General features: G+C 66.7%; 13 protein-coding genes. 8 read left to right on the top strand and 5 right to left on the bottom strand.

What is annotated here, in order from left to right; all coding sequences use genetic code 11:
* Window positions 1–41 precede the first annotated feature (41 nt).
* Window positions 42–332, bottom strand: coding sequence for a DUF2934 domain-containing protein (locus EWE75_RS24870; RefSeq protein ID WP_165388234.1), 291 nt, complete (start codon window positions 330–332; stop codon window positions 42–44).
* Between the two features lie 177 nt (window positions 333–509).
* Between EWE75_RS24870 and EWE75_RS01420 the strand changes: the two genes are divergently transcribed.
* The 3 genes from EWE75_RS01420 (at window position 510) to EWE75_RS01410 (ending at window position 4,072) form a co-directional block, all read left to right on the top strand.
* Window positions 510–1,736, top strand: a complete 1,227-nt coding sequence (locus EWE75_RS01420; protein WP_130154925.1) for a flavin monoamine oxidase family protein — start codon at window positions 510–512, stop codon at window positions 1,734–1,736.
* A gap of 79 nt (window positions 1,737–1,815) precedes the next feature.
* Window positions 1,816–2,904 carry a catalase family protein gene (locus tag EWE75_RS01415; protein ID WP_130154924.1) on the top strand — a complete coding sequence of 363 codons (1,089 nt, stop codon included), beginning with the start codon at window positions 1,816–1,818 and terminating at the stop codon, window positions 2,902–2,904.
* A gap of 37 nt (window positions 2,905–2,941) precedes the next feature.
* Window positions 2,942–4,072, top strand: a complete 1,131-nt coding sequence (locus EWE75_RS01410) for an aminotransferase class I/II-fold pyridoxal phosphate-dependent enzyme (RefSeq protein WP_130154923.1) — start codon at window positions 2,942–2,944, stop codon at window positions 4,070–4,072.
* A 108-nt stretch (window positions 4,073–4,180) separates the two neighbouring features.
* Here EWE75_RS01410 and EWE75_RS01405 read toward each other — a convergent pair whose 3' ends face one another.
* Together EWE75_RS01405 and EWE75_RS01400 are read right to left on the bottom strand one after the other, a co-directional pair.
* Complete coding sequence (locus EWE75_RS01405) at window positions 4,181–4,783, bottom strand: peptidylprolyl isomerase (RefSeq protein ID WP_130155115.1); 603 nt, start codon at window positions 4,781–4,783, stop codon at window positions 4,181–4,183.
* Window positions 4,784–4,891: 108 nt separating this feature from the next.
* Window positions 4,892–6,157, bottom strand: coding sequence for a polyhydroxyalkanoate depolymerase (locus EWE75_RS01400; protein ID WP_427915758.1), 1,266 nt, complete (start codon window positions 6,155–6,157; stop codon window positions 4,892–4,894).
* 57 nt (window positions 6,158–6,214) lie between these two features.
* Here EWE75_RS01400 and EWE75_RS01395 point away from each other — a divergent pair, with 57 nt between their 5' ends.
* The 4 genes from EWE75_RS01395 (at window position 6,215) to EWE75_RS01380 (ending at window position 9,873) form a co-directional block, all read left to right on the top strand.
* Window positions 6,215–6,865: a glutathione S-transferase gene (locus tag EWE75_RS01395; protein WP_130154922.1), complete on the top strand. Its 651-nt coding sequence runs from the start codon at window positions 6,215–6,217 to the stop codon at window positions 6,863–6,865.
* 64 nt (window positions 6,866–6,929) lie between these two features.
* Window positions 6,930–8,180 carry an aminotransferase class V-fold PLP-dependent enzyme gene (locus EWE75_RS01390; RefSeq protein WP_130154921.1) on the top strand — a complete coding sequence of 417 codons (1,251 nt, stop codon included), beginning with the start codon at window positions 6,930–6,932 and terminating at the stop codon, window positions 8,178–8,180.
* Window positions 8,181–8,377: 197 nt separating this feature from the next.
* On the top strand, window positions 8,378–9,499 hold the full coding sequence (dinB, locus tag EWE75_RS01385; RefSeq protein ID WP_130154920.1) for a DNA polymerase IV: 1,122 nt from the start codon (window positions 8,378–8,380) through the stop codon (window positions 9,497–9,499).
* On the top strand, window positions 9,496–9,873 hold the full coding sequence (locus EWE75_RS01380) for a DUF1801 domain-containing protein (protein WP_130154919.1): 378 nt from the start codon (window positions 9,496–9,498) through the stop codon (window positions 9,871–9,873). Before dinB ends, EWE75_RS01380 begins: the two co-directional genes overlap by 4 nt.
* Here the strand turns inward: EWE75_RS01380 and EWE75_RS01375 are convergent.
* Entirely contained in the window at window positions 9,860–10,435 is a 576-nt protein-coding gene (locus EWE75_RS01375) for a TetR/AcrR family transcriptional regulator (RefSeq protein ID WP_206364651.1), read from the bottom strand. The two genes, EWE75_RS01380 and EWE75_RS01375, sit on opposite strands and share 14 nt — an antisense overlap.
* A 140-nt stretch (window positions 10,436–10,575) precedes the next feature.
* On the opposite strand from EWE75_RS01375, the gene EWE75_RS01370 reads away from it, so the two are divergent.
* Entirely contained in the window at window positions 10,576–11,547 is a 972-nt protein-coding gene (locus EWE75_RS01370; RefSeq protein WP_130154917.1) for an SDR family NAD(P)-dependent oxidoreductase, read from the top strand.
* 57 nt (window positions 11,548–11,604) lie between these two features.
* On the opposite strand, the gene EWE75_RS01365 is transcribed toward EWE75_RS01370, so the two are convergent.
* A complete protein-coding gene (locus tag EWE75_RS01365; RefSeq protein ID WP_130154916.1) occupies window positions 11,605–12,393 on the bottom strand; it encodes an SDR family NAD(P)-dependent oxidoreductase in 789 nt (262 codons plus the stop codon).
* Between the last annotated feature and the right edge of the window lie 158 nt (window positions 12,394–12,551).

The following is a 12,551-nucleotide window of genomic DNA, read 5'->3' as shown; positions in this document are numbered from 1 at the left end:
ATGGCGTGGGACGGCTGGATGCCCGCACACGCGGGCGGACCTCAGCGGATCGGCGTTAGCGGCTTCACCCTGCGCTTCACCGGCTTCTTGGCCGCCGGCGCTGCCGCGACGGGGGGTTCCGGCGTCGCCACCGTTTCCGGCGCGGGTTCGGCAGGGGCTTCAGGCGCGGCAACGTCCGCGCTCGCGGGCGTGATCGTCGCGGAGGCCTCAGCGGTGTCGAACTCGGCTTCGGCCTGTGCCCAATGCTGGTCGGCGGCGCCCTCGGGCTGGCCTTGCTCGATCCAGATCGCATGCGCGCGCTGGCGGACTTGCGAGATCCGATCCTGTTCCATGAATGTCCCCCTGATGGTGTTGACGGTTCGCTCACTGCAATGCGCGGCGGCGCATAAAGATGCGCGTTTCGCCGACATATCCAGAATTTTTTCGCGGTACGTCCGGCGATTGCCAAGCGTTCCCGCGCGATCGATATAGCCGGCCCCATACCCGGCCCTGCGAAGCGGAGCATCAGCATGGATCATGACGTCGCGATCATCGGCGCCGGCGCGGCTGGCATCGCGGCGGCGCGTGCGCTGGTCGCGGCGGGTCAGTCGGTGCTGGTCCTCGAAGCGAGCGACCGCGTCGGCGGGCGCGGCTGGACTGTCGGCGTAGCGGGGATGTCGCTCGATCTCGGCTGCGGCTGGCTGCATTCGGCGGAACGCAACCCGCTCGTCGCCGAGGGCGAAGCCGCGAACTTCACGATCGATCGCGGCCCGTCGGCATGGCAACAGCAATGGCGCAGTCTCGGCTTCAACGCCGAGGAGCAAGCCGCCGCAGGCGATGCCTGGGCCGCGCTGGACGAACGGTTCCACCACGCCCCGCCAGCGAGCGACCGCGCTTCGGATGCGCTGGAGCCGGGCGCGGAATGGAACCCCTTCTGCCGCGCGCTGAGCGGATACATGAACGGCGCCGATCTCGACCGGCTCTCGATCACCGACTTTCTCGCCTATGACGATGCCGCGAGCGAAGCCAACTGGCGGGTACGCGAGGGCTATGGCGCGCTGCTCGCCGCGCGCTTGCCGCAGGTCGATCTGCGGCTGGCGACGCCGGTGCGGCGCGTCGCGCTCGGGCCGCGTGGCGTGCGGATCGACACCGATCGCGGCACGGTGACGGCGGGCGCGGCGATCGTCACCGCCTCCACCAACGTGCTCGCCAGCGGTACGATCGCGTTCGATGCCGCCGCGACCGATCATCTCCATGCCGCGACGCAATTGCCCCTCGGGCTGGCCGACAAGCTGTTCTTCGAACTGGTCGGCGATCACGATTTCGAAGCCGAGACCCACCTGATCGGCAACCCGCGCGATCCCAACACCGGCAGCTATTATATCCGCCCGCTCGGCCAGCCGGTGATCGAAGCCTTCTTCGGCGGCCCCGGCGCAGACCTGCTCGAACGCGGCGGCATCGCCGAGGCGTTCCGAATCGCGTCTGACGAACTCGCGGCCTTGTTGGGAAGCGATGTGCGCCGCCACCTCCGGCCGATCGCCGCTTCCGCATGGTGCCGAACGGCATGGGTCAACGGGTCGTACAGCCATGCCCTGCCCGGCCAGGCGCACGCCCGCGCGACACTGGCACGGCCGATCGGCGATCGCATTGTCTTCGCTGGCGAAGCGACGCACGCCACCGATTTCTCGACTGCGCATGGCGCATGGGAAAGCGGCATCCGCGCGGCGCAGGAGGTGCTGGCGCGGCGAAATATCTGATCCGCATCAACCTTTGTCCCATGCCCCGGAACTGGCAGGCGTTGCGGCAGTTGACGGTGATGCCTTGCAGGAGCGCGCCGTGACCACATTCGTCCCCTTCGATCCGTCGGTCGAGACACTCTCCCCGGACGAAGCCGACGCGGTCGCCTCGCTCAAGGCGAGCTTCAGGCACATCCTTGAGACGACCTCGCAGGATTACGGCCATGCCGTGCGCGGCGTGCATGCCAAGGGGCACGGCATCATCAAGGGCGAGGTCTCGGTCCTGCCCGGCCTCCCGCCCGAACTCGCGCAAGGGTTGTTCGCGCAACCGGGTAGCTACGAAGCGGTGCTCCGCCTGTCGACGTCGCCCGGCGACATCCTCGACGATGCGGTGAGTTCGCCGCGCGGCGCGGCGCTCAAGGTGCTCGGCGTTCCAGGCGAGCGGCTCCAGGGCGAACATGGCGGCGAGCAGGATTTCCTGATGGTCAACGGCCCCGTGTTCGGCGCGCGCAGCCCCGCCGCCTTCGCCAAGAACCTCAAACTGCTCGCCGCGACGACCGACCGTGCCGAAGGCGCCAAGGTCGCGCTGTCGGCAACGTTGCGTGTCGTCGAGGGCGCGCTGGAGGCGCTTGGCGGCAAGTCGGCCCTCATCACACAACTCGGTGGCGCGCCCGAGGTGCATCCGCTTGGCGAGACCTATTATTCGCAGACTGCCTATCGCTACGGCGCCTATATCGCGAAATTTTCGCTCGCGCCGGTCTCGCCCAGTCTCACCGAGCGGACCGGCGAGATCGTCAACGTCCACAACCGCCCCGACGCGCTGCGCGAGGACATCGCCGACGTGATGATCGAGCAGTGCGGCACCTGGGAAGTGCGCGTGCAATTGTGCGCCGATCTGGAGACGATGCCGGTCGAAGACCCGACCGTGCGCTGGGACGAAGCCGCAAGCCCATTCGTCACCGTCGCCACCTTCGCCGCCGCGCCGCAGACATCGTGGCGCAACGGCGTCAGCCAGTCCGAAGAAGATCTGCTCTCCTACAGCCCGTGGCACGGCCTCGCCGCGCACCAGCCGCTCGGCGCGATAAACCGCGTGCGCCGCGAGGTGTATGACTATTCGGCCGACTTCCGCGCGCGCGTCAACCAATGCCCGATCCACGCTATCAAGATGCTGGAAGACCTGTCCGACTAGGGTTTGTGTCGGCGACGGCGCGCGTTAAGCAGGCGGCATGACCGCAACGATCGACCCGTTCCACGCCATCGCCATCAGCCGCGCCGCGCACCAGCTCGCCGCCGAGGGCCGCTCGGTGATCCACATGGAGTTCGGCCAGCCCTCGACCGGCGCGCCGGCGGCGGCGATCGCCGAGGCACACCGCATCCTCGATAGCGATGGCATGGGCTATTGGGAGAGCAGCCCGCTCAAAGCCCGAATCGCGCGGCATTATGCCGACAGCTACGGCGTGCCGGTCGATCCCGAACAGGTGATCCTCACCTGCGGCGCCTCGCCCGCTTTCGTGCTCGCGCTCTCCTGCCTGTTCGCGCCGGGCGACCGGGTGGCATTCGCCCGTCCGGGGTATGTCTCGTACCGCAATACGGTCAAGGCGCTGTTCCTCGACCCCGTCGAGATCGGCTGCGGCGAGGCCGAACGCTTTCAGATCACCGCCGCCGCGATCGAAGCGCTCGATCCCGCGCCGCAGGGGCTGATCCTCGCCAGCCCCGCCAACCCGACCGGCACGATCATCGCGCCCGACGAACTCGCCGCGATCGTGGCGGTGTGCCGTCGGCGCGGCATCCGCATCATCTCGGACGAAATCTATCACGGCCTCAGCTACGGCGCGGCGGCGCGATCGGTGTTGCAGGACGAGCCGGACGCGCTGATCGTCAACAGTTTCTCCAAATATTTCAGCATGGCGGGCTGGCGGCTCGGCTGGCTGGTGGTGCCGCCCGCGCTGATCGACGCGGCGCGCGCGCGAATGGGCAATCTGTTCCTGACGCCGCCCTCGCTCGCCCAGCACGCCGGGCTGATCGCGTTCGACTGCCGCGACGAGCTGGAGGGGCATATCCGCACCTATGCGACCAACCGCGCGCTGCTGCTCGATGCCCTGCCCGCGCTCGGCCTGCGCCGCATCGCGCCGCCCGACGGGGCGTTCTACATCTACGCCGACATCGGCCATCTGACCGACGACAGCATGGCGTTCTGCATGAAGCTGCTGATGGAAACCGGCGTCACCACCGCGCCGGGAATCGACTTCGATCCCATCGACGGGCACCGCTTCATGCGCTTCAGCTTCGCGGTCTCGACCGACCGCATCGAAGAGGCGCTGCGGCGGATGACACCGTGGTTCGCGGCGCGGGGATAGCCTGGCCCCGAACGTCACCCCAGCGAAAGCTGGGGCCTCTCGCGGCTCCTGTCCCGCGCTAATCGCCAAAGACCCCAGCTTACGCTGGGGTGACGATGGCGCGCCGGCTCAAAGCCCCTTGAACATCAGCCACACCTTCGGCCGCCCGGTCGGCTTCGGCGTCCCATCCAGCCGCACCGCATGGACGATGGTGATCGGGCGAACCAGCATCTGCCCCTTCATGTCCTCGTCACCACCCGGCGCGGTTGGCATCACGAGCATGCGTTTCACCACGTCCATGCCGCTCAGGACATGGCCGAACACCGCATAGCCCGGCGATCCCGGCTTGGCGTCGAGATTGGGACTCGGACCGACCAGCAGCGAGAAATTGGCCGAACCCGACGCCGGATTGGCATAGCGCGCCATCGAGATCGCGCCGCTGACATGGCGCAGCCCGGTCTGGCTGGTCGGCTCCAGCGGCAGCATGTCGAGCTTGCGCCGCGCGTCGGTGCCGATCCCGCCCTGCACGAAGCCCAACTCGGGATGCCCGGCCTTGCGCGAGGCGCGGTAGAAGCTGGTGCCGTCGAGCCGGCCGTCATCGACATATTGCAGGAAATTGACCGCCGTCTTGGGCGCGTGGCGATAATCGATCGCCAGCGTGATCGGCCCGGCGGTGGTATCGAGCCGCACCCGCACCACCGGCGGTTCGGCGGGCGCCGCCGCGCCCAGCATCACAGCAACACCCGCAAGACACAGAGAACGCACGCACAACTCCGATTTGTAAAACACTGGCACCCCTGAGGATTTCGACCTGAACGACGGCTGAGTTCGTCCCCGCGCCTATTGCATCGCCAGCACGAGGCTGCGGACCTGCGGGTAGATCTGCCGTTCCCACTTACCGCCGCTGAACACGCCGTAATGGCCGACACCGGGCTGGAGGTGATGGCGCTTGAGATGCGGGCGCAGCGACGCACACAGATCATGCGCCGCCGCCGTCTGGCCGACCGCGCAGATATCGTCGCGCTCGCCCTCGACCGTGAGCAAAGCGGTCTTGCGGATCAGTTCGGGGCGGACCGGGCTGCCGCGATAGGTCAGTTCGCCCTTGGCCAGCAGCGCGCGCTGGAACACCTTGTCGATGGTTTCGAGATAGAAGTCGGCAGTCATGTCGAGCACCGCGAAATATTCGTCATAGAAATCGCGGATCGTCTGCGCCTCGGCATCGCGGCCCTCGGCGAGATGCTGGTAGAGCTTGAGATGCTGGGCGACGTGCCTGTCCCGGTTCATCGCCATGAAGGCGGAAAGCTGGAGGAAACCGGGATAGACCTTGCGCCCGCGCCCGACATAGCGCCACGGCACCGTCGAGATCAGCGTATCGCGAAACCACGCCAAGGGTTGCGACATGGCGAGATCGTTGACCGCGGTCGGCGACACGCGCGGATCGACGGGTCCGCCCATCAGCGTCATCGTGCGCGGCTGGCACGGGTGATCGTCCTCCGCCATCACCGCGACGGCGGCGATCGCCTGCACGCACGGCTGGCACACCGCGACGATATTGGCCCCCGGTCCCAGATGTTCGAGAAAGCGGATCACATATTCGACATAATCGTCGAAGCCGAACGCTCCGGCCGACAACGGCACGTCGCGCGCGTTGCGCCAGCCGGTGATGTACACGTCATGATCGCGCAGCAGCGTCGCCACCGTGCTGCGCAGCAACGTGGCGAAATGGCCCGACATCGGCGCGACCAGCAGCACCTTGGGCTTGGCGCCGCCCCCATTCATGCGGTCGTCCTTGGCGAAATGGCGCAGCTCGCAGAACGGCAGTGACAGCACCACCGCGTCTTCCACATCAAGCAACTGATTCCCGGACATCACTTCGGTGATGCGATACGGCGGCTCGCTGTGCGTCACCTGCGTCTCGGCGACGAGATGCGCGAGCGCGGCGATGCGACTGCCGAGCGGCTCACTCTCCCACGCCCAGCGCTGGTCGAGCAGCATCCGCGCGCCCAGCCGCGCGGGGGTCATCATGTCGGTGAAGGCCTGATAGGTGCCGTAGAGATCTGGCAACGTTTTCGTCCCCGCCCTGTGAGTCGCGGCGCATCTGACCATGCTTTGCCGCATTGCACCATAGCGTGATTACGCGCACTGTCTGCGCGGAGGGTATGCATGACCGCGATTCTGACGCTTTCGAGCAAGAACTACTCATCCTGGTCGATGCGCGGCTGGCTGCTGTGCAAGCTCGCCGGGCTGGAGGTCGAGGAGCAGATGGTGCCGGTCGATGCCGATACCCGCGCCGAACTGCTGCTGCTCTCCCCCTCCGTCCGCGTGCCGCGCCTCACCGACGGCGAGGTGAGCGTGTGGGATACGCTGGCGATCGGCGGCTATCTCAACGAGCGTTTCCCCGATGCGGGCATGTACCCGGCTGACCTCGCGATGCGCGCGCATTGCCGGGCGATCTCGGGCGAAATCCACTCCGGCTTCTACAATCTGCGCTCGGCGCTGCCGATGAATCTGCGCGTGCGGCATGAGAGCTTCAAGGTCTTCTCGGGCGCGAAACCCGATATCGAGCGCATCATAGAAATCTGGGAGGAGTGCCTGACGCGCTACGGCGGCCCGTTCCTGTTCGGCGCGACGCCGACCGTCGCCGACGCGATGTTCGCGCCGGTGGCGACGCGCTTCGTCACCTACAACGTGGCGCTGCCAGCGCTCGCCGCGCAATATCGCGACACGGTGCTGGCATGGGAGCCGGTGCAGGAATGGATCGCCGCCGCGCTCGCCGAGCCGGACGAGATGATCGAACTGGAAGTGGAGTTCTGAAGGCACGCCCTCGGCGGTGCCGGGGGCGATCACGGGGTCAGCAAGCAGCCGGGGGGCATAATCGATGAACAAGCGTGATTTCCTGAAGACCGCCGGCGCGGTGTCGCTCGCCGCCTTGCTCGATTCGCCCGGTTTCGCCGCGCGCGCGCCCGCTGAGCTTGCGCAGGACGAAGCGTTCTGGGCCGAAATCCGCACCCACTTCCCGACCGACAACCGCTTCATCAATCTCGAAAACGGCTTCTACTGCTTCCAGCCGAAGGACGTGTTCGACGCCTTCGTGGCCAACGCCGGGGCGATCAACGGCGAGGCCTCGCATTACATGCGTACGAAGCTCGATACCGACGTGGTGAAGATGCGTACCGCCCTCGCCGCGTTCGCGGGCGTGCCGGTCGAGGAACTGGTCGTCACGCGCAACACCACCGAATCGCTCGATACGATCATCAACGGCATCGCGTGGCAGCCCGGCGACGAAGCGGTGATGGCGACGCAGGACTATGGCTCGATGATGGACATGTTCGCGCTCCAGGCGCGGCGCCACGGCATCGTCAACCGCATCGTGCAACTGCCGCTCGATCCGGCGAGCGACGCCGAGATCATCGCAATCTACCGCAAGGCGATCACGCCCAAGACCAAATTGCTGATGGTCTCGCACATCGTCGGCGGCACCGGACAGGTGCTGCCGGTCGCGGCGATCTGCGACATGGCGCATGGCCTCGGCGTGCCGGTGATGGTCGATGGCGCACACAGCTTCGCCCATCTCGATTACAAGATCGCCGATCTGCGCTGCGATTATTTCGGCGCTTCGCTGCACAAATGGCTGTCGGCGCCGCTCGGCCTCGGCGTGCTGTGGGTCAGGCGTGATCGTATCGCCGGGCTGTGGCCGATGTTCGGCGATGCCAGTATGGCCGACGACGATATCCGCAAGCTCAACCATCGCGGCACCCACCCGATCCACAGCGACCTGACGCTGCCGCGCGCGATCGCCTTCCATCAGGCGATCGGCTCGGAACGCAAGATGGCACGGCTGCGCTTCCTCCAGCACAGTTGGACGAGCCGCGCACGCGCGATCCCCGGCGTATATCTGAACACCCCCCGCGCGCCCGAGCGGACCTGCGCCATCGCCAACGTCGGCGTGCGCGGCGTTGCACCGGCCGCGCTGGCGGAGACGCTGCTCAAGGACCACAACATCTACACCGTCGCGATCGATCGCGGCGAGGTGAAGGGCGTGCGGGTGACCCCGCAAATCTATACCGCGCCAGCGGAACTGGACGCGCTGGTGGTGGCGTTGAAGACGATCGCGGGGCGGAAGGCTTAGCCCAAGATCGTCACCCCAGCGAAAGCTGGGGTCTCCCCGGGGCGGGCGCTGCGGCCTGCACGGAAAGATCCCAGCTTCCGCTGGGATGACGTTTGGGGTTGGTGCCGGGACGACGTTTGGGGGCGACTCGGAGATGACGGCAGCGGCTGGACAACACCCACGTTCCCCTTCCGTTCGTTATCCGCTATCCTCGCCACATGGACGTGCGGAAAATCCTCCACATCGACATGGACGCCTTCTACGCGTCGGTCGAGCAGCGCGACGATCCGGCGCTTAGGGGTAAGCCCGTCGCGGTCGGCTCGGCCTCGGCGCGCGGCGTGGTGGCGGCGGCGAGCTATGAGGCGCGTACGTTCGGGGTGAAATCGGCGCTGCCCTCGGTCACGGCGCTGCGGCGCTGCCCCGATCTGGTGTTCGTGCGGCCGCGCTTCGACGTGTACAAATCGGTCTCGCGCCAGATCCATGCGATCTTCGCCGAATTCACCCCCATCATCCAGCCGCTGTCGCTCGACGAGGCGTATCTCGATGTCACCGCCAACCTGCGCAACCTGCCGACCGCCTGGGCGACCGCCAAGGCGATCCGCGCGCGCATCCTCGAGGAAACCGGGCTGACCGCCTCCGCCGGCATCTCGTACAACAAGTTCCTCGCCAAGCTCGCCTCGGACCATCGCAAACCCAACGGCCAGTTCGCCGTCACGCCCGACATGGGCGCCGCCTGGGTCGAGACGCTGCCGGTGTCGCGCTTCCACGGCGTCGGCCCGGTCACCGCGCGGAAAATGGCGGCGCTCGGCATCGAGACCGGCGCCGATCTGCGCGCCAAATCGCGCGCGTTCCTCGCCGAGCATTTCGGCAGCGCGGCGGACTGGTATTACGCGATCGCGCGCGGCGTCGATGATCGCCCGGTCAACCCGGATCGCGTGCGCAAATCCTCCGGCTCCGAGACGACCTTCAGGACCGACCTTACCGACCCGGCCGAGATCGAAGCGGGCGTACTCGAAATGGCCGAAGACGTGTGGCGCTGGTGCGAAAGCGCACAGGCGTTCGGGCGCACCGTGACGGTGAAGATCAAATATCAGGACTTCCAGCAGATCACCCGCAGCCGCAGCGCCACCCGCCCGATCCGCACCCGCGCCGACCTCCACGAAGCCAGCCTCGCCTTGGTGCGATCGGTGCTGCCGACGCCGAAGGGAATCCGGCTGGTCGGCGTGACGGTTTCGAACTTCGATGGCGCCGAAGCGGAGGCGCTGCCGCTGTTCGATGCGCTTGCCGAACCCGATCCCCGGCCGGTATCCTTTGCGGAAATAGCGGAAGACGAGGCATGACCGATATCGCAGGCGCCAATCCCTCCGAACGCATCGATGCGCGCATCGCCGAACTGGCCGACTGGCGCGGCGCAATGCTCGCGCATGTCCGCGCGCTGATCCACGAAGCGCTGCCCGACGTGACCGAAGACTGGAAGTGGCGCGGCGTGCCGGTCTGGTATCACGGCGGCATGCTCTGCACGGGGGAAACCTACAAGAGCGTCGTCAAGCTGACCTTCGCCAAGGGCGCGAAGCTCGACGATCCCGCCGGGCTGTTCAACGCCAGCCTCGACGGCAATGTCCGCCGCGCGATCGACATCGCGCAAGGGCAGACGCTTGATGCCGAGGCGTTCAAGGCACTGATACAAGCCGCAGCGGCACTCAACCGGACGTAGGCACGTCCCCGCCCGGAACCCGCAGCCCCGCGATCAGGATATCGACCATCGCGCGCGCATGCGCCTCCCAGTCCGACCCGGCGCCGCCATTGGCGACGCCGGCCACAGCGCGCAACAGATCGAGCGGCTCGACCGTCAGCCGGATCTCGCCCCTGGCGACGGCGCGGTCGGTGAGCAGGGTCATCGACTTGGTGATCTGTCCACCCGACGTCGCATAGAGTTCGCGCCCGCTCACCATCGTCGCGAGCGCGCCGGCGATGATCTGCTTGGTCGCAAAATACTCGACGAACAGCAGCATCCACGCGCGCAACGCCGCGACGGGTGGCTGTTCGATCGCCAGCCGCTCTGCGGCGGCGGCAAGCTGGTCGGCCTCGTTGCGATAGACCTGCACGATCAGCGCCTCGCGCGTCGAGAAATGGCGATAGAGCGTGCCGATCCCGAAACCGGCCTCGCGTGCGATCTCTTCCAGCCCAACGTCCATGCCCTTGCTCGCGAACACAGCTTTCGCGGTGGCGAGCAGTTTGAGCCGGTTGCGTTCGGCATCGACGCGCGGTTTTCGCACAGGCGGTTGCGCCGACATCACCACTTTTCTACGCCGAACCCTTGAAAACGGAGGAACCCTCCGCATTTAAACGGAGACGCCCTCCTGATACCGTAGCGTAGCGCAAGAGGCAACGTCGCCCGCCTTCAAAGGAACAGCATATGGCTCAGCAATTTGGCGCGACCTCCACCACCGACGACGTGCTCGCCGGGGTCGACCTTTCCGGCAAGCGCATCCTCGTCACCGGCGTCTCCGCAGGCCTGGGCGTCGAAACCGCGCGGGCGCTCGTCTCACACGGCGCGCAAGTGGTGGGTGCCGCGCGCGATCTCGCCAAGGCCGAACGCGCGACAGAGGTGGTGCGCGCCGCAGCCGCCAACGGCGGCAGCCTTGCGTTGATCGAACTCGATCTCGCCAGCCTCGCCAGCGTGCGCGCCGCCGCCGATGCGCTGGTGGCAGAGGGCAAACCCTTCGATGTCATCATCAACAACGCCGGCGTGATGGCGGCGCCGTTCGGCCGCACCGCCGATGGGTTCGAGACTCAGTTCGGCACCAACCATCTCGGCCATTTCGTGTTGGTGAACCGGCTCGCCTCGCTGCTGCGGCCGGGCGGTCGTGTGGTCGCGCTTGCTTCGTCAGGGCATCGCTTCGCCAACGTCGATCTCGAGGACCCCAATTTCACGCGCGGCGACTATGATCCGTGGGTGGCCTATGGCCGTGCGAAGACCGCCAACATCCTGTTCGCGGTCGAGTTCGACCGGCGCCACCGCGACCGTGGCGTGCGCGCAGCGGCAGTGCATCCCGGCGGCATCCAGACCGAGCTCGGCCGTCACCTCGACCATAGCACGGTCGAAGCGATGGCCGCGCAGATCAACGCGGATCTCGCCGCCGAGGGCAAGCCGGCCTTTGCTTGGAAGACGATACCGCAGGGCGCCGCGACCTCGGTCTGGGCTGGCGTGGTCGGCGACGCCGACGACATCGGCGGGAAGTATTGTGAAAATTGCCACGTCACCACCAACGTTACCGAAGGCGCGCTCAGCGTAATGAGCGAAGGCGTGCGCCCCTATGCGATCGACCCTGACAACGCCCGGGCGCTGTGGGCGAAGAGCGAGGAACTGGTCGGCGAGACGTTCTGACGATGTGAGAGGAGGCCTCGCCTGCCGTCACGCGACGGCGGGCGCGGCCTCTCGCCATCACGCCTTGTCGGCCGTTCCCGGCTCCGCCATCTTGCGGTGCTGTTCGGCAAGCACCGACGCGGGCGTGATGTGCGCGACTGCGGCCTGCACCTTGTTTTTCCAGCCCGAGACGATGCTGGCCTTGCCCGCCATCACCGCGTCCCAGCCATCCTTCGCCACATCGGCGGGATCGCTCTTGCTGTCGCTTGCGCCGACCGACGTGTCGAGCATGTCGCCACGTTCGAAGAATTCGGTCTCGACCGGCCCCGGCATCAACGTGGTCAACGTGACGCCCTTCGACTCTTCGATCTCGTTGCGTAGCGCATCGGTGAAGCTGTCGACGAACGCCTTGGTGCCGTTGTAGACCGCCTGAAACGCGCCGGGGATAAAGCCGGCGATCGAGCCGGTGACGAGCACCTTGCCCTCGTCGCGCGCTACCATCGGCGTGAGCACCTTCTGAAGCAGATAGGCGGTGCCGGTGATGTTGGTATCGACCACGCGCCGCCACTCGGCGAGATCCTGATCGAGAAACGCGTGCCCAAGCCCGCGCCCGGCATTGGCGCACAGCAGGTCGATCTGGCGGCCGCCCGCCGCCGCCAGCAACTCATCTACGCCTTCGATCGTCGAAAGATCGGCCTCGACCCATTGCACGTCGGTGCCGAACTGCTCGAAGTCGGTCGCTGCCGCTTCGATCAGCGGCTCGTCGGCGACGACGAGGATGTCATAGCCGTGCTTCGCCGCGAGCGTTGCAAGTTCGAAGCCGATGCCGGTCGAGGCGCCGGTGATGATCGCGAATTTCTCAGCCATGATCTCATCCTTCTTCTCCCCTCCCTGACAAGCAGGGGAATCGCATTTGAGCTGGAGGGAGTAGCGCCGGGCAGGAAAAAGGATTCTGAAGCGTCTTCTGGAAAGACCGGGAGATGCAGGTGCGTGGTTTTCGAGAGTTGTTCGAAGTTGTGCCAGAT

Origin of the sequence: Sphingomonas populi (assembly GCF_004208535.1) — a bacterium.
GTDB lineage: Bacteria > Pseudomonadota > Alphaproteobacteria > Sphingomonadales > Sphingomonadaceae > Sphingomonas > Sphingomonas populi.
Note: the sequence above shows the minus strand (reverse complement) of the source record. Positions and strands in the feature narration are given on the sequence as shown.

Excerpts from the sequence above, each read along its gene's own strand:
- EWE75_RS01420 (WP_130154925.1), top strand. The coding sequence starts at position 510 with ATGGATCATGACGTCGCGATCATCGGCGCCGGCGCGGCTGGCATCGCG.
- EWE75_RS24870 (WP_165388234.1), bottom strand. The coding sequence starts at position 332 with ATGGAACAGGATCGGATCTCGCAAGTCCGCCAGCGCGCGCATGCGATC.
- EWE75_RS01400 (WP_427915758.1), bottom strand. The coding sequence starts at position 6,157 with ATGGTCAGATGCGCCGCGACTCACAGGGCGGGGACGAAAACGTTGCCA.
- EWE75_RS01390 (WP_130154921.1), top strand. The coding sequence starts at position 6,930 with ATGAACAAGCGTGATTTCCTGAAGACCGCCGGCGCGGTGTCGCTCGCC.
- EWE75_RS01405 (WP_130155115.1), bottom strand. The coding sequence starts at position 4,783 with ATGCTGGGCGCGGCGGCGCCCGCCGAACCGCCGGTGGTGCGGGTGCGG.
- dinB (WP_130154920.1), top strand. The coding sequence starts at position 8,378 with ATGGACGTGCGGAAAATCCTCCACATCGACATGGACGCCTTCTACGCG.
- EWE75_RS01370 (WP_130154917.1), top strand. The coding sequence starts at position 10,576 with ATGGCTCAGCAATTTGGCGCGACCTCCACCACCGACGACGTGCTCGCC.
- EWE75_RS01380 (WP_130154919.1), top strand. The coding sequence starts at position 9,496 with ATGACCGATATCGCAGGCGCCAATCCCTCCGAACGCATCGATGCGCGC.
- EWE75_RS01365 (WP_130154916.1), bottom strand. The coding sequence starts at position 12,393 with ATGGCTGAGAAATTCGCGATCATCACCGGCGCCTCGACCGGCATCGGC.
- EWE75_RS01410 (WP_130154923.1), top strand. The coding sequence starts at position 2,942 with ATGACCGCAACGATCGACCCGTTCCACGCCATCGCCATCAGCCGCGCC.
- EWE75_RS01395 (WP_130154922.1), top strand. The coding sequence starts at position 6,215 with ATGACCGCGATTCTGACGCTTTCGAGCAAGAACTACTCATCCTGGTCG.